Source organism: Agrobacterium sp. CG160-95 (assembly GCF_053521725.1).
The window spans coordinates 442121-458667 of sequence record NZ_JBNWDU010000002.1; the positions used below are offsets into that span (position 1 = coordinate 442121).

Annotated in this window: 14 protein-coding genes; 6 read left to right on the top strand and 8 right to left on the bottom strand. The window is 60.3% G+C overall.

The genetic code is table 11. From position 1 onward, the window contains the following. The first annotated feature begins 202 nt into the window (after positions 1–202). Genes ACQZ63_RS08735 through ACQZ63_RS08745 form a run of 3 tightly spaced genes read left to right on the top strand, consistent with a single transcriptional unit; the run spans position 203 to position 3586 of the window. Positions 203–541 (top strand): DUF3088 domain-containing protein, encoded by a 339-nt coding sequence (locus ACQZ63_RS08735; protein ID WP_026330699.1) that lies wholly within the window; start codon positions 203–205, stop codon positions 539–541. A gap of 41 nt (positions 542–582) precedes the next feature. Next, complete coding sequence (locus ACQZ63_RS08740; RefSeq protein WP_113555396.1) at positions 583–2178, top strand: ABC transporter substrate-binding protein; 1596 nt, start codon at positions 583–585, stop codon at positions 2176–2178. Positions 2179–2233: 55 nt separating this feature from the next. Continuing rightward, positions 2234–3586: an LLM class flavin-dependent oxidoreductase gene (locus tag ACQZ63_RS08745; RefSeq protein ID WP_112424316.1), complete on the top strand. Its 1353-nt coding sequence runs from the start codon at positions 2234–2236 to the stop codon at positions 3584–3586. Between the two features lie 16 nt (positions 3587–3602). Here the strand turns inward: ACQZ63_RS08745 and ACQZ63_RS08750 are convergent, their stop codons facing one another. The 7 genes from ACQZ63_RS08750 to ACQZ63_RS08780 form a co-directional block, all read right to left on the bottom strand. Then, on the bottom strand, positions 3603–4574 hold the full coding sequence (locus ACQZ63_RS08750; RefSeq protein WP_065704272.1) for a LysR substrate-binding domain-containing protein: 972 nt from the start codon (positions 4572–4574) through the stop codon (positions 3603–3605). A gap of 19 nt (positions 4575–4593) precedes the next feature. Further along, entirely contained in the window at positions 4594–5832 is a 1239-nt protein-coding gene (locus ACQZ63_RS08755; RefSeq protein WP_019564762.1) for an acyl-CoA dehydrogenase family protein, read from the bottom strand. A gap of 69 nt (positions 5833–5901) precedes the next feature. Then, positions 5902–6957, bottom strand: a complete 1056-nt coding sequence (locus tag ACQZ63_RS08760) for an aldo/keto reductase (protein ID WP_003511118.1) — start codon at positions 6955–6957, stop codon at positions 5902–5904. Positions 6958–6975: 18 nt separating this feature from the next. Then, a complete protein-coding gene (locus ACQZ63_RS08765; protein WP_003511116.1) occupies positions 6976–7911 on the bottom strand; it encodes an ABC transporter ATP-binding protein in 936 nt (311 codons plus the stop codon). Then, positions 7889–8887 carry an ABC transporter ATP-binding protein gene (locus tag ACQZ63_RS08770; protein WP_019564760.1) on the bottom strand — a complete coding sequence of 333 codons (999 nt, stop codon included), beginning with the start codon at positions 8885–8887 and terminating at the stop codon, positions 7889–7891. The genes ACQZ63_RS08765 and ACQZ63_RS08770 overlap by 23 nt, the downstream gene beginning before the upstream one ends. Then, the gene (locus ACQZ63_RS08775) at positions 8884–9879 is read right to left on the bottom strand and encodes an ABC transporter permease (protein WP_113555394.1); all 996 of its coding nucleotides are present in this window, start codon (positions 9877–9879) and stop codon (positions 8884–8886) included. The genes ACQZ63_RS08770 and ACQZ63_RS08775 overlap by 4 nt, the downstream gene beginning before the upstream one ends. Further along, entirely contained in the window at positions 9876–10865 is a 990-nt protein-coding gene (locus ACQZ63_RS08780; protein WP_026330697.1) for an ABC transporter permease, read from the bottom strand. Before ACQZ63_RS08780 ends, ACQZ63_RS08775 begins: the two co-directional genes overlap by 4 nt. 269 nt (positions 10866–11134) lie before the next feature. Here ACQZ63_RS08780 and ACQZ63_RS08785 point away from each other — a divergent pair, with 269 nt between their 5' ends. The 3 genes from ACQZ63_RS08785 (at position 11135) to ACQZ63_RS08795 (ending at position 15058) form a co-directional block, all read left to right on the top strand. Then, positions 11135–12742, top strand: a complete 1608-nt coding sequence (locus ACQZ63_RS08785) for an ABC transporter substrate-binding protein (RefSeq protein ID WP_019564757.1) — start codon at positions 11135–11137, stop codon at positions 12740–12742. Between the two features lie 112 nt (positions 12743–12854). Next, complete coding sequence (locus tag ACQZ63_RS08790) at positions 12855–13886, top strand: ABC transporter substrate-binding protein (RefSeq protein WP_113555471.1); 1032 nt, start codon at positions 12855–12857, stop codon at positions 13884–13886. Next, complete coding sequence (locus ACQZ63_RS08795; RefSeq protein WP_113555393.1) at positions 13883–15058, top strand: acyl-CoA dehydrogenase family protein; 1176 nt, start codon at positions 13883–13885, stop codon at positions 15056–15058. Before ACQZ63_RS08790 ends, ACQZ63_RS08795 begins: the two co-directional genes overlap by 4 nt. 57 nt (positions 15059–15115) lie before the next feature. Here the strand turns inward: ACQZ63_RS08795 and ACQZ63_RS08800 are convergent, their stop codons facing one another. Then, positions 15116–16186: an LLM class flavin-dependent oxidoreductase gene (locus tag ACQZ63_RS08800; protein ID WP_026330695.1), complete on the bottom strand. Its 1071-nt coding sequence runs from the start codon at positions 16184–16186 to the stop codon at positions 15116–15118. Positions 16187–16547: the final 361 nt, after the last annotated feature.

The following is a 16547-nucleotide window of genomic DNA, read 5'->3' on the forward strand; positions in this document are numbered from 1 at the left end:
ACGGCGTTTTCGGGAAAAACGTTGCCTTTGGAACAGGCCGGCAGGAACGGTGATGCCAATTATCGGAACTCTAAAAAAATCAATTTCTTCAATAATTTAGGGCGAAGGAATTCTTCGTTTTGCGGGAAGAATAGCTTTCTGGACCTCTGATTTCTCTGCCTGCACTGTGTCCATGAAATCTCACCCGCACACGATGGATGCCATGGCCAAGGATACGCTTTTTTTGATCGCCCCCGGTTTTGAAGACCCCAAGCACCCCGGTGTCCGGTTCGTCTGCCCGCATTGTAACCAGATCGAAGGCCTGCTTGCCGCCTTTCCGGACCTTGCCGCCGGGATCGATATCCACCGGGTCGGTTTTCAGCGTCCGCGCGAAGCGGTCATCGCCGTCGTGGGTGAGGAAAACCAGTCGTTGCCGCTGTTCGTCTTTACCGGCGATGCACCAGCCGATGCGACGACCAAAGGCGACACGCACTTCATTCAGGACACGAAACGCATTTTGCAAATCCTCGCCGAGCGTCACGGGTTCCCGCAACTGCACTGAGATGCCGCACCCCGCACATCGGATTTTTATCGGAGACAGACATGACCTTTTCCAGACGCCAGTTTCATAAAATTGCACTCGCCGCCGGCGCTTTCGTGGCGCTTCCAGGTGGTTCTTTCGCTGCTGCTGAAGAGCCGGTTTCGGGCGGTACGCTCAAGATCGTCTATTTTCCCGAGCCGACGCAGCTCGTGGCAATCAATACCAGTGCGGGCGGTCCGCAGTTCATTGGCTCGAAGATTTATGACGGGCTTTTGACGTACGATTACGAACTTTCGCCCAAGCCGAGCCTTGCCAAAGAATGGAGCGTTTCCGCCGACGGGCTGGAATATGTCTTTCATCTGCAGCCGAATGCGAAATTCCATGACGGCAAGCCGGTGACATCGGCGGATGTGGAGTTCTCGATCTTGCGGCTGAAGGAAGCCCATCCGCGCGGCCGGGCGACTTTCTCGCATGTTGAAAGCGTCGATACTTCCGATCCGCTGGTCGCGAAGGTGAAGCTTTCCAAGCCGGCGCCGGGATTGATAACCGCGCTCGCCTCGTCGGAATCGCCTGTTGTGCCAAAGCACATCTTCGAGACCTTCAAGCCGACTGACAATCCAAAACCCGCCCAGATCATCGGCAGCGGTCCCTTCGTCCTGAAGGAATGGGTGCCGGGCAGCCATATTCTTCTGGAAAAGAATGCCGACTACTGGGACGCGTCAGGTCCTTATCTCGACCGCGTCATCATTCGCCTCATCAACGATGCGGGCGCTCGCGCGGCGGCGCTGGAAACCGGAGAGGGCGACATTGGCCCGAACCCGGTGGCGCTTGCCGATCTGGAACGACTGAAATCCATCCCGACGCTGAAGGTGGATGACCGCATCTACGCCTATGCCGGCCAGCAGAACCAGCTCGTCATCAACCTTGAGAACGAATATCTCAAGGAATTGAAGGTGAGGCAGGCTATTGCCCACGCGATCGACGTTCCGGCGCTGATCGATACCGTGCTTTACGGTTACGCCGTGCCATCGCCCACGCCGATCAGCCCCGGCCTTGCGAAGTTCCACAATCCGGATATCGGTTTTGCCAAATTCGACGTCGCGCTGGCGGAAAAGCTGCTGGATGAGGCGGGCTTTCCGCGCAAGGATGGCGGCAAGCGCTTCAAGCTCAGGGTCACCACCAACCCGTTCAACCCGCAGACCTATTCGGATTTCATAGCGCAGGCGCTTTCCAAGATCGGCATCGAGGCGGATATCCAGAAATTCGATTTCGGCACCTATGTGAAGGTCGTTTATACCGATCGCGCCTGGGACCTTTCAGTCGAATCCCTCTCCAATACCTTCGATCCGACGGCCGGCGTGCAGCGTGTCTACTGGAGCAAGAACTTCAAGATCGGCCTGCCGTTCTCAAACGCCAGCCACTACGCCAATCCGGAAGTGGACTGGCTGCTGGAAGCGGCCGCGGTGGAGCCGGATATCGAAAAGCGCGCAGCCTTCTTCAAGGAGTTTCAGGCCGTCGTCGCCAAGGATCTTCCCGTCATCAATCTCGTTTCGCCAATCCAGCCGGTCGTCGGCAGCGTCCGCATCAAGGATTACGCGACAGGGGCGGAGGGGCTCAGCGGCAATCTCGCCAAAGCGTGGGTGACGAAGGAGGCGTAAGCGCATCCTCACCTCTCGTTTAAAGCCGCGTCAAAGTTGAAAAGGGTTCATCGCCATGAGCAGAAAATCCGAGAAGCTGGTCCTCAATGCGTTCATCTATCCGGGTGGGCACCATGAAGCAGCCTGGCGCCACCCCGAGTCGGAGCCACTGCGCGTCACGGATATAAGGCTCTACCAGGATATCGCCCGCAAGGCCGAGGCGGCAAAGCTGGATGCCATTTTCTTTGCCGATGCGCCGGTGCTGGACGCCAATATCCGCTATGCCGCCCGGCACCGGCTGGAACCGATCACCATGCTGGCGGCCTTGGCGGCCGTCACCGAAAAGATCGGCTTCATTGCGACGGCCTCCACCACCTATTACGAGCCTTACAATCTAGCGCGGCTGTTCGCCTCGGTCGATCATATCAGCGGCGGCCGGGTCGGCTGGAACATCGTGACGACCTCGGCCGATGCGGCGGCCGGAAACTTCAATCTCCAGCAGCATCCGCCGCATGCCGACCGTTACCGGCAGGCGACTGAGTTCGTCGATGTGGTGACGAAGCTCTGGGACAGCTGGGAAGACGATGCCATCGTCGCCGACAAGGAGAGCGGTCTTTTCGCCGATACCGACCGCATCCATCCTGCCAATCACGAGGGCGAGTTCTACCGGGTGCGGGGCGCGCTCAACCTGCCACGCTCGCCGCAGGGCAGGCCGGTCTATGTGCAGGCCGGCTCTTCGGAGGACGGTCGTGGCTTTGCTGCCCGTTATGCCGAGGCAATCTTTACCGCGCATCAAACTCTGGAGAGTGCGCGGTCTTTTTATTCCGACATAAAGAGGCGCGTGGCGGCCACGGGGCGCAATCCCGCCCATGTGAAAATCCTGCCGGGGATCAGCCCCTTCATCGCCTCCACCGAAGAGGAGGCGCGAAAGCTCGAGGCGAGTTTCAACGATCTCATCCAGCCGGCCTTTTCGCTGGGGCAGTTGCAGCGCATTACAGGCATTGATCTCTCATCGGCCGATCTCGATCAGCCGTTGCCGAAGGAGGCGGTGGAAGCGACGCGCGCGCAGGCGGATAGCAGCCGGCATCAATTGGTTCTCGATGTCATCGACCGGGAAAATCCGACGATCCGGCAATTGTTGCACCGGCTTGCCGGCGGGCGCGGCCACAAGGTGATTTCGGGAACGCCGGAACAGGTGGCAAACTGGATAGAGACCTGGTTCCGTGAAGGTGCTGCCGACGGCTTCAACATCATGCCGCCATGGCTGAATGGCGGGTTCGATATTTTCGTGGACGAGGTCGTGCCGATCCTCAAACAGCGCGGGCTGTTCCGCGAGGACTACGAGGGCGACACGCTGCGTGATCATTACGGCCTGCCCCGGCCGGAAAACATCCATACGACCAGGGAGTTGCAAAGGGAACGCGCCTGATGTGGGACGGGCGTGTTCAGGCGGCGGCTTCGAGAGAGCGTGTATCCTCGCGCAACAAGGCGAGTAGAGATGCGATTTCCGGCAGCCGCCGCCTGTCAGGACTGGTCAGAAGATGATACCGGCTGGCGGTCGGCTGAGGCACACCGAAAGGTGCGATCAGACGGCCGGTTCGAAGCTCTTCGGAAATGAGCGAGTGGCGCGCAAGGCCGATGCCGTGGCTGGACAAGAGTGCCTCTATCAGCGCGGTCTGACGCGAAAAGCGCGGTCCTGCTGCGGAAAGCCGAAGCGGAATGCGGCAGGCGCGCAGCCAGTTTGCCCATTCGAAGGCAGCATCGGTGCCGTTGCCGCGCAACATCGCAAAAGAGATATCCCGAAGCCGCTCGGGTTCACCACCAAGCTGGTAGCGGGTGGCAAAATCCGGGGTGCAGACGGCACTGACGGTGTCGGCAAAAAGCGGTTCGTGAATGAAACCGGGGATTTGTCCGTGGGTGGCGACGATCGCGCAATCGGCATCGAAATGCGTGAGGTCGATGGCGTCGCCCTCGAGAGATTCAATCGAGATATCTACGTCTCCAAGGGCTGGAACGATGGTTCCCAACCGTGGTGCCAGCCATCGGGCCGCAAAACAGCCTTCCGCCAGAACCCTCACCTGCCGCCGGCCGCCGGAGGCCATGAGATCGGAAAGACTGCCGATCATCGTCTCGAAAGCGTCCGCAAGGCCGGGGTAAAGCGTGCTGCCGGCCTCGGTCAGCACCAGCTCGCCGCGCTGGCGGCTGAAGAGTGTTTGCCCGAGATGGGTTTCCAGAATGCGCACCTGCTGGCCGATTGCGGCAGTCGAGACATGCAGTTCTTCCGCCGCCCGCGAGAAGCTGGCGTGACGCGCGGCCACGACAAATGCGCGCAGGGCCGTCAGCGGCGGCAGCCGGGAAAGCGTCGGCAACCGGAAAGCCGCTCTTGCGACCGAAGGAGGGATGAATTCCGTTCTCATGGCCGTTTTCCCTTTATCGCTAGAATACCCGGCCTTCCCTGAGGTGCGTCGTGGTGCCGTTGAGATAATAGTCGCCGATGACACGCGCCTTGTGGGCAAGCGGATTGTGGTTGTAGACCGTGCGGATGTTGCGCCAGTGGCGGTCGAAATTCCGCTCGCTGGACGTCGCCGATCCGCCGCCGAGTTCGTAAAGGTTGGTGGCGACCGTTAGTGAAAGCTGCGATGCGATGATCTGGGTACGGGCGGTGGCGAGAGAACCTTCCAGCAAAGCCGCTTCTATCGCCTCTTCGTCGCCGCTGGAAAAGGCGGCGGCGGTCCTGTCGAGCGTTCTTGCCGCCTCGCGGATCAGCGTCTTGACGGCGAAGGCACCGGCGCTGATCTCGCCGAGCATCTTCTGCACAAAGGGGTCCTGATTGGCGGTTTCGGCGCTGCTGTGGAGCGTGGTGCGCGCCTGGCGCAGAACATAGTCGATGCCATCGTTGAGTGCACCCTGAACGGCACCGGCGGCAGAGGCAGCGAGGTGCAATTGTCGCATGGCCGAGCTGTGGCGCCCGATCTGGCTGCCGAGCTTGCGGGTCGTCAGTTCATGCGGGAGCACCTCGACATTTTCAAGCAAAACGCCGCCGCTTGCCGTCATGCGCTGGCCCATGCTGTCCCAGTCGTCGAGGATGGTGATCCCGGGCCGATCAAGCGGAATGAGGACGCCGATCGGCTGTTCGTCGTCGCCGACAGCGCTAAAGGTGCCGAAATCTGCGAAGGCGGTGCCGGTCGCATACCATTTGCGGCCGTTCAGACGATAACGGTCGCCATCGGCGCTGAGGCGCGTGGTGATTTCGCCGGGACGTTTGGTGCCCTGTTCCGTGCTGGCGCCCGCAAAGAGCTTGCCGGTGAGGACATTTTCGAGGTGCCGCCGATCCTCGAGCTCGATCGGTGTGAGAGCGAGGTTTTCTGTGAAATTGAAATGGCTGCGGAGTGCGTGCGGAATATTGCTGTCGGCTTCCCCGAGGATCATCAGGACTTCTATATAGTCCGCAATCGAGCCTCCCGGCCCGCCTTTGGCCTCGGGGATGCGCAGCGTGCCGATCCTGGCTTCTTTGATCAGGCCGAAGATTTCGAAGGGAAGTTCCCGCTGACGCTCACGGCGAGCGGCATCCTTGGCGGCAACAGCCGCAATGTCCCTGGCGCGGGCCAGAATGTCGTCTCGGCTCGGCACGCTGGAATTATCGGTGGTTGCGGTCTGTATTTTAGGATTGGACATTGCGGATTTCCCTGAGCGGATGTGATGACCTGCGGCACGGTCGCGCCGCAGGCATTTTCTTCTGGACGATCAGGCGACCGCGCGCGGCTTGACGACCGGGCGGGGAGCCGGTTCGATATTGCGCGGCACGCGGCCTTCGACGGGATGGCTCGGATCGTTGAAGCCGGGTGTCGAGGGATGGCCTGTCGTCACAAGGCTGTCGACCAGCGCCTCGTCTTCCGCATCGATCTTCACATCGAGGGCGCGGACGTAACCGTCCCAATGGTCTTCAGTGCGCGGGCCGGTGATCGCGGCGGTGACGAACTTGTTGTTCAGCACCCAGGCGAGCGCAAAATCCGCTGCCGAAACACCCTTTGATGCGGCGTGCGCCGCAACCTTCTGGGCGATTTCGACCGACTCGGGGCGCCATTCGGTTTCCAGAACCCGCTTGTCGCCACGGCCGACACGGGTATCTGCGCCCGGCTGCTCACCCGGCTGATATTTGCCGGTCAGCACGCCACGTGCCAGCGGCGAATAGGAAACGACGCCCAGCCCGTAATTATGTGCCGCAGGCAGCTGCTCGGCTTCGGCCGTGCGGTTGACGATGTTGTAGAGCGGCTGGCTGGCGATAGGCCGGTCGATGCCGAGCTGATCGGCCAAATGCGAAATTTCGGCGATGCGCCAGCCCCGGAAGTTGGAAACGCCGAAATAGCGCAGCTTGCCCGCACGGATGAGATCGGCAATGGCGCGTACCGGCTCTTCCAGCGGCGCGTCGAAGACGGCGCGGTGGAAATAGAGGATATCGATGTAGTCGGTGTTGAGACGGCGAAGCGAATTCTCGACGGTCTCGATCACCCATTTGCGCGAATGGCCGCCAAGGTTCGGACCCTTGGTGTGGGAATTGACGAATTTCGTTGCCAGAACCCAGTGATCGCGACTGGCCTTGATACCGCGACCAACGACTTCTTCCGACTTGCCGTCGTGATAGACATCGGCAGTGTCGATGAAGTTGATGCCCTGCTCGCGTGCCTTGTCGATGATGCGGAAGGCCACGTCATCCGGCGTCGGGCCTCCGAACATCATCGTGCCGAGGCTCAGCGGTGAAACTTTCAGCGCGCTGCGTCCGAGATAGCGATAGTCGACCATTATGGTTGCTCCTTCAGTTTATTGGGCATGGTGGCAAGCCACGGCGTGGTTCTTGCCGAAAAGGGTGTAATCCGGCGCTTTTTCGCGACAGAGATCGGTGGCGAGCGGGCAGCGGGTGTGAAACCGGCAGCCGGATGGCGGGTTGTGGGGGCTCGGCAGGTCGCCGGAAATGGGCGCTGCCTGCTTGCGGCGCGCGGGATCGGGAACGGCTGCGAGAAGCGCACGGGTATAGGGGTGTTTCGGCGAGGCCCAAAGCTCCGCGGTCGGCGCGCTTTCCACGATCTTGCCGAGATACATGACGAGAACGCGATCGGAAAAATAGCGTACGACCGAAAGGTCGTGGGATACGAAGAGATAGGACAACGAAAGCCGTTTCTTCATCTCCACCAGAAGGTTGAGGATCTGCGCCTGTATGGAAAGATCGAGCGCCGAGACAGGCTCGTCGCAGACGACCAGTTCCGGCTCGAGAACGAGCGCCCGGGCAATGCCGATGCGCTGGCGCTGGCCGCCGGAAAACTCGTGCGGATAGCGGTCGAGTGCATCAGGCGGCAGCCCCACCTGCGCGACGATCGCCTCGACGATCTCCCGCTGTTGCGCCCTGTCGCCAATGCCGTGCACCTTCAACGGCCCGGTAAGGATGGTTCGCACCGTCTGGCGCGGATTGAGCGACGCGAATGGGTCCTGAAAGATCATCTGGATGCGGCGGCGGATGCCGCGCAGCTGCGACGACGACATCGCCGTGACATCGGCGCCCTTGAAGGTGATCCTGCCGGAAGTGGGCTCCACCAGCCGCATCAGCGACTTGCCGAGCGAGGATTTGCCGCAGCCTGATTCACCCACCAGCGCCACGGTCTCGCCCGCCTCGATGTCGAGCGACACATCGTCGACGGCGCGGACTGTTCCGCGTCCTCCCGAATAGTGGGTGGAAAGACTATGCACTGACAAGAGCGTCATCGGATACCTCTTGGGATGTGGGGGATACGAAGGGGCAGGCGGCGTAGCGGCCTTCCGAGACGAGCCTCAGCGGCGGTACGAACTGCCCGCAGAAACCGCGGGCGCTCGGACAGCGTGGCCGGAAGGCGCAGCCGCGCTCCCCCGTGGCCGAAACGATTGAACCCGGAATTTCGATGAGTGGCCCGTCGCGATAATGCTGGCCGTCTTCGGCGCGCGGAGAGGCAGCCAGCAGGCCGCGCGTATAGGGGTGGTAAGGATTGGAGAAAACCGGTTCAGGCAATCCTTCTTCCACCTTGCGGCCGGCATACATGACCATGACCCGATCGGCCCATTGCGCCACAATGCCAAGATCGTGGGTGATGAGGATGACGGCCATGTTGAGATCGCGGCGCAGATTGTCGAGCAGCTGCAGGATCTGCGCCTGTATCGTCACGTCGAGCGCGGTCGTCGCCTCATCGGCGATCAGTAGTTTGGGATTGCAGGCAACGCCGATGGCGATCATGACGCGTTGGCGCATGCCGCCGGAAAGCTGGTGCGGATAATCGTCCACGCGGCGCTGGGCGTCGGGAATATTGACGAGGTCCAGAAGCTCGATGGCGCGTTTGCGCGCCTGGTGCCTGTCGATCCTTTCATGGATGCGCAGCACCTCGATGATCTGTTCGCCCACCGTCAGGACCGGGTTCAGCGAGGTCATCGGTTCCTGAAAGATCATGCCGATATCGCGGCCGCGAATGCCGCGCCATTGCCGCTCGGAAAGCGGCAGGAGATCGCGGCCTTCGAGCAGAACACGCCCGCCGGTTTTTGCATGCGACGGCAACAGGCCGATCAGGCCGAGCGCAGTCAGTGATTTTCCCGAGCCGCTTTCGCCGACGATTGCCAGCATTTCGCCGGACTCCACATCGAAGCTGACGCCCTTGACCGGTTGGGCTGAGCCGAAGCTGACGGAAAGATCGTGGACTTCGATAAGTTTGCTCATCGGCGTTCCTCCGAAAAACGGGGGTTGAGCGCATCGTTGAGACCGTCGCTGATGAGGTTCAGCGAAATGACGGTGAAGACGATGGCGAGGCCGGGAAGGGCGGTCAGATACCAGGCGGTGCGAATGACGTCGCGTCCCGACCCGATCATCGAACCCCAGGAAACACGGTTGGGGTCGCCAAGTCCCATGAAGGAAAGGGCTGCTTCCATGAGGATCGCACCCGCCACCATGACGGAGGAGGTGACGATGATCGGCGGCAGGGCGTTGGGCAGAATTTCCTGAAACACGATACGCGCATGGCCATAACCGAGGCTTCGTGCGGCAAGCACATAGTCCTTCTCGCGGATGGCGCGGAATTCGGCGCGGGTCAGGCGCGCAACAAGTGGCCAGGTAATGATGCCGATTGCCGAGGTTACCGTGGTGACCGAAGGCTGGGCAATGGCGACGAGCACCACCAGCAGCACGAAGTTCGGCAATGTCTGGAAGATTTCGATGATCTTCACAAGAATATCGTCGATGATGCCACCGAAATAACCGGCGAAAGCACCGATTGTTATGCCGATCGTCAGCCCTATCAGGGTGGCGACGACACCGACGGTGAGCGAGATGCGTGCGCCATGCACGATGCCCGCCAGCACATCACGCCCCATGGAATCGGTGCCGAGCGGATAGGCTGGATTCTGGCCGGGCCAGAGGAAGGGGCGGGCCACCATTTCCAGCGGATCGCCCGGATAGATCAGCGGGGCCGTGACAGCGGCGATGAGGACGGTGGCAAGGAACAGCAGCCCAACGATGGCGTTGGGATTGGTCAGGAAAATCTTCAGTTCCCGCCGCAAGCCGCGCCGCGGCACGGAGACGGAGCGGGCTGAAAGCGCGTCCGGCGCATGGATATAGGGCCAGACTTTTTCTTCAGGTTTTTTAGGTTTGGGATTGCTCTCTTCGGCACTGAGTTCGGCCGCGTCGAGAACTGCTGATGTCTGGAAGGAATTCATCGGCTTTCTCCGATGCGGGGGTCGAGCCATGCCTGCAACAGGTCCACGGCGGCATTGACAATGATGACGACAAGGGAAGAGAGAAGCAGAATGCCGAGCAGCACGCTGAAATCGCGGGCCATGACGGCCTCGAAAGCAAGACGGCCAAGGCCTGGCCAGCTGAAGACCGTCTCGACCACGACCGCACCGCCCAGCAGGCCGCCAATATGCATGCCGGCCATGGTGGTGATTGGGATGAGCGCGTTGCGCAGAATATGGCGTGTGGTGAGCCGGAAAGGCGAAACGCCTTTTGCCCGTGCCGTGCGCACATAGTCCTGGGATTTGACTTCCAGCATCGCCGCGCGGGTGAGGCGGGCATAAATCGCCAGAAAATAAAGCGCCAGCGAAAGGGCGGGGAGAACGATATAGCGCAGCCTGTCCAGAAAAGCGTCGAGGCCGGTGAGGCTGCTGCCGATGGTGCTGTCGCCGCCAGACGGAAGCCAGCCGAGCTTGACCGAGAACGTGAGGATAAGCATCAGGCCGATCCAGAAGCCCGGCACGGAATAAAAGATTAGCGAGCCAATCGAAATGATCCGGTCCGGCAGCTTGCCGGAAAAGAGCGCCATGATGGAGCCGAGGAAAACGCCGACGAAAATCGCAATGCCAAGTGCTGCTCCCATCAGCGCCAGCGTGCCGGGCAACCGCTGGCCGATAAGATCGGCGACCGGCATGCCGTAGCGGGGTGAAAAGCCGAGGCTGAACTGGGCCAGATTGCCGAGATAGTTCATGAGCTGATGGACGACCGGCAGGTCGAGCCCGAAGCGTGAGCGAATTTCGGCCATGGTCTCGACGGTCGCCGAACCCGCTTCCGCGGCCAGCACGTCAGCCGCATCACCAGGCGCCAGCTGCAGCAGGAAGAAGTTCAGGATGACGATACCGAGAACCGTCGGGACGGCCTGAATGGCCACCCGCCTTGCCTGCGATAAAATCCGTTTCGAATTCGACATCGGCTCCAGTCCATTCGCTTGAAAACATGAAATCGGCCCGTAAAGGCGTTGGTATTAGTTGACTAATTTTATGGAATTTGTCAAAGAGTAATAGAATTATTTTCTGAAATTTACGGAAAAATGCGCCATAAAGAAAAGATAATTCCTATTTATGAGAATGGTTGGTGCTTCATGCCAATCTCACTCTCGTCTGCGGAACAAACTTCTTCCCAAGCGCGGCCGTTCAGTTTTGCCGGTTTTTCGCCGGTTCAATTAAGGAGAGGTATCGCATGACTGTTTTCAACCAGACGACGCGCCGCGGATTTCTGCTGGCGTCGGTGGCGCTTGGCGTGGTGTCGTTGCCGGGGCTGAAGCTCAACGCAGCAGAGCCGGCAAGCGGCGGAACGGCCACTTTGCTCATCTCATCGGAGCCGCCGGTTCTGACGACGATCGCGCACACGGCCTATAATTCCGTCTACATATCGCCCAAGGTCACGGAAGGGCTGCTGACCTATGATTTCGACCTCAATCCCAAGCCGCTCCTGGCCAAATCATGGGATGTCAGCGGCGATGGCCTGCGTTACACCTTCAATCTGAGACCCGGTGTAAAATGGCATGACGGCAAGCCTTTCACATCTGCCGATGTGGCGTTCTCCATCAACACCATCAAGGAAGTGCATCCGCGCGGTCGCAATACATTCCTGAACCTCACTGCTGTCGAGACGCCGGACGAGCTGACGGCGGTTCTGGTTCTTTCCAAACCTGCGCCCTATCTGATTACGGCGCTTGCCGCCGCCGAAACGCCCATCGTGCCGAAACATCTTTATGAGGGTACGAAAGTGACCGAAAATCCGGTCAATCTCGCACCCATCGGCACCGGCCCGTTCAAGTTCAAGGAATGGGTGCGCGGCAGCCATATCGTTTTTGAGCGCAATGCCGATTACTGGGATGCGCCGCGCCCCTATCTCGACAAGCTTATCGTTCGCTTCATTCCAGATGCGTCGGCCCGTGCCATCGCAATCGAAACCGGTGAGATCGATCTCGCTCCGAGCACCCCGGTCGCCTATAGCGATCTCGACCGCCTGAAGGAACTACCGAGCCTCGGCTTCGAGACCAATGGCTATCAATATACCAATTCTATCAGCCGCGTTGAGTTCAACCTCGAAAAGGATGTGTTCAAGGACGTACGCGTCCGCCGTGCCTTCGCGCATGTGATCGACCGCAAAGTCATTTTCAACACGGTCAATTATGGCTATGGCGCGACAATCACCGGCCCGATCAATCCGAAGCTGACGAAATGGTTTGTCGAGGATCTGAAGACCTATCCGATCGATCTGAAGGCGGCCGAAGCGCTGCTGGACGAGGCGGGATACAAGCGCGGCGCGGATGGCATCCGTTTCAAGCTCAATCTGGACTATGTGCCGAGCACCGAAGCCTATCCGCGCGGCGCAGATTACATTCGCCAGGCACTGGCAAAGGTCGGCGTGGATGTGACGGTGCGGACGCAGGATTTCGCCACCTACACGAAGCGCATCTACACGGATCGTGATTTCGACTTTGCCTATGAGGGCATGAGCAATCTCTTCGACCCGACAGTCGGTGTGCAGCGGCTCTACTGGTCCAAGAACTTCAAGAAGGGTGTGCCCTTCTCAAATGGCGCCGCCTACAGCAACCCCAAGGTGGATGCGCTGCTGGAAGCTGCCGCTGTCGAGATCGATCCGGACAAGCGTGTCGCGCAATGGAAGGAAATACAGCAGATCCTCGTCGATGACGTTCCTGCCATCGATATCGTTGCGGCACCTGAAATCACCATCTTCAACAAGCGCATTGCCGATCACACGATCGGTGCAGAAGGCGTCGCGGGCAGCCTGGCCTTCGCGCATATTGCGGCATCCTGATCGTCTCGCCAGACCCTGCCCACCGTTTGCGGCGGGCAGGGACATCTCCCTTTCGTCGACGGGCACCGCAGCATCTCTTTCTGGTGTCATCGTTTTCATCGAGGCCAAAGCCATGAGCACGACACTTTCTGAAATCTGGTACACACGTTGCCCGGTGCCCACGCCCGTGGGGCTTGCGGCGCAGCTCGGTTATCTCGCGCAGACCTTCGAGGATGTAGGGATATCGCTGAAATCCATCATCGATTCACCGGATCGCCCCGTGCGGCAGAGCCATTTCAACCACACGCTGGAATGGTCCTTCCGCCACGGCGGTAATGTGCCCCCTATCCGCGCCCGCTCGGAAGGGCGCGATACGCGTCTTATCGGCATTACCTGGACCGATGAGTTCCAGGCGATCATCACCCTTCCGGAAAACGGTATCCGCTCGTTTGCCGATCTCGTCGGCCGCCGTTTCGGTGTGCCGCGCAGACCTGATGGCATTGTCGATTTCATGCGAGCGACAGCATTGAAGGGCATCGTTTCGGCGCTTTCGCTGGAGGGGCTGAGGGTCGAGGATATCGAGCTGAAGGATATCGTGATCAAGGATTCCGTGCTGGCGACACAGGAGGGACCATCCCTTTTCGGCCTGAAGCGGCGACAATCGTTCGGTGAGGAGATCATCGCGCTGTTGCGGGGTGAGGTCGATGCGATTTTCGTCAAGGGTACTGCCGGTATCGCCGCCGCGAACCTGATCGGCGCCGTGCAGGTGGCGGAATTCGGTTTTCACCCCGACCCGAAGATACGCATCAACTCCGGCTCTCCCCGCGTGCTGACAGTTGACGGACGACTTGCCGATGAGCGCCCCGATCTGGTGGAGCGGCTGGTTGCCGCCATTGCCAAAGCCTCGCTCTGGGCGGAGCAGCATCCGGAAGAGACCCGCCGTTTTATCGCGCGCGAGGCGGGTGCGACCGAAGAGCAGGTTCTGGCCGCCAACGGCCCGGATGTCCACCGCCATCTAGGTCTTGGCCTTGATGCAGACCTCGTCGCCGCCGTCGGCCATTACAAGGATTTCCTGCATCAATGGGGTTTCCTTGAAAACGACTTCGATCTCGCTGCGTGGATCGATGACCGTTTTGTCACGGCCAGTGAAAGGGCGGTGGCATGAGCGGCGCTTTATCCGCCGTTCCGAGCCCGGAGCAGCACTTGAATCCCGTCGCCATCGCAACCGCGCTCGCCGAAGATTTCAGCCTGACTGCGGCGGAGTATGACAAAAGCGGTGAATTCGCCGCCGGTAATTTCGAGGCGCTTTTCAAGTCTGGCCTGCTTGGTCTCGTGACGGCTGAAAAGGACGGTGGCTGGGGGGAGGGCATGGAAACCGCGCATGCCGTCATCGCCGCCATTGCCAAGGGTGATCCGTCAACCGCCCTCATCCTTGCCATGCATTACAGCGTTCATGCTGCCATCCGGCGCGGCAGGTGGCCGGCAGATCTCGCGGCAAAAGTGCTGGCAGCCAATAACAGGGAGCGGGCGCTTCTGAACAATGCGCAGGCAGAGCCGGGGATCGGTTCCCCGGCCCATGGCGGCCTGCCGGAAACGACGGCGCGGATCGAGGGCGATTTCTGGGTGGTCAATGGCCGCAAGAGCTTCGTCACCGGCCTGCCGGGTCTGAAATGGGCGATTGTACTTGCCGTCACGACGGAAGAGGTGCCGCGCCTGATCCAGCTTCTGGTCCCGCTCGATGCGCCGGGCATCGGCCGGGAAAAGGCATGGGACGCGACCGGAATGTATGCCACCGCCAGCGACGATCTCCTGCTTGAGAATGTGAGGGTGCCGCTCGCCGATATCGTTGCCGAACAGCCGGCGGACGAGCCGTTGCGGCGGGATGAGGCGGACGGTTACAATTTCTTCGTGCTGCTGGCCTCCGTCTATCATGGTGTCGCGCTTTCGGCGCGTGACGCCCTCTTGCGCCATCTGACAGGCCATGTTCCGGCAAGCCTCGGCGCGCCGCTGTCATCCATTCCGCGTATTCAGGAAGGTCTGGGCGAGATCGAGGTGCTTCTTGTGGCCAACAGGCGTCTGCTCCGCTCCGTCGCGCGTGATGTCGATGCGGGTGAGAGGGTAGGCACGGATGCGCTCGCCGTTCGTCATGTGGTGATCGACAATGCGGTGGCGGTGACGGATTTGGCGCTGGAGCTCGGCGGCAATCGCGGCCTTCGCCGCGACTATGATCTCGAGCGGCATCACCGCGACGCCATAACGGCAAGGGCGCATGCGCCGCAAAGCCACATGATCCGAACTATCCTCGGCCGTCAGAGCATCAAGGCTGTTGGCGGCTGACCGTAGAAGACATGGGCGGCTTTGTTCGGCAGGCCGCCCATGTTGACGCCGCTCGCATCAGTCCCGGAGTAGCGGCAACAGCTTGTCGCCCTGCCGTTCAATTTCCTGAAGATAGGGCGTGTCGGAAAGCACGAAATGGGTGATGCCAAGCGAGCGGTATTTGCGCAGCGACGCGGCGACGTCTTCCGCCGAACCGACGAGCCATGTCGTTGCGGCACCGCCTCCGCCAAATTTGCCGGGTGCGGTATAAAGATTGTCGTCCAGCACATCGCTCTGCGTGTGCAGATCCAGCAGGCGGCGCTGGCCGACCGCGACACCTTGCAGATGATCGTTCCAGCGCACGCCATTGTTCGCAGCCATCTCCGCCACCTTTGCTTCCGCATCGCGCCAAGCCTCAGCCGTGGTTTCGCGCACCAGCGTGGTGATCCGCAGACCGAATTGCAGCGGCGGCAGGTCACGGCCGAGGGTCTCACTGAAATGTCTGAGACGTTCGATCCTTTCGCGCACGCCGGCGAGCGGTTCGCCCCAGAAGAGCTGGACATCGGCTTCAGTTGCGGCAACCTGTTCGGCGGCCTCGGACGCGCCGCCGAAATAGAGTTTGGGATGTGGCCGGCCGGCACGTTCAGTGGTGCGCGGCGAAACGGTGGAGTTCCTGACCCGGAAATGGTCGCCATCGAAAGTGACGTTTTCCTCAGTCCAGAGCCGCCGCACCAGCCGCATGAACTCCTTCGTGCGCGCGTAACGCTGCGCCTGATCGCCTTCTTCGTCGCCATAGGCCGCAAGCTCGTCCCGGCCGGAAACGACATTGATTCGTACCCGGCCACCAGAAAGCTGATCGAGCGTGGCGGCGGCCGATGCGAGATTGGCCGGCTTCCAGTAGCCGGGGCGGATAGCGATCAGTGGCTCGAAAGTGGTGGTACGCGCGGTAAGCGACGCCGCAACCGTAAAGGTATCCGGACGCCCCCAGCCGGTGCCGATCAACGCGCCCTTCCAGCCATGGTTTTCCAGCGCCCTGGCATGGGTAGTTAAAGTATCGAGGCTGTTGTGGTTTTCGCTGACGGCGTCGCCCCGATGTCCGGGTTTTACGTCATTGGGTATGTACCAGAGAAATTCGCTCGTGCTGCTCACATTATCCGCCTGAATTTTCGCTTTATTTCGCGGTGGAATGGCCCTGCCGAGGCTCGGCATCTGCCATTTTGGGGTTCGGGAGGTTGAGGTCTCCGATAGTGCGAGAATGACAAACCGGCGGCGGCACGGCCAAGCAGCGGCGTTTCTTTTCGGATGCGGCAGAGGAAAAGCTTTCCGCGTCTTTTGCTCAATTAGAACATATTTTCTATGGAAAATATTTTAGGCAATGATTCCACATGCGCAGTTTTAAGGCCCGCTGCCGAGGACGTATTTTTTGCCAGAACGGAATTGTATGGATCGATTTTTCTCGAGTTCGGAAAAGCTGAGCAAGGCAATAGTCGACTAAAATTGCGAAATTCAC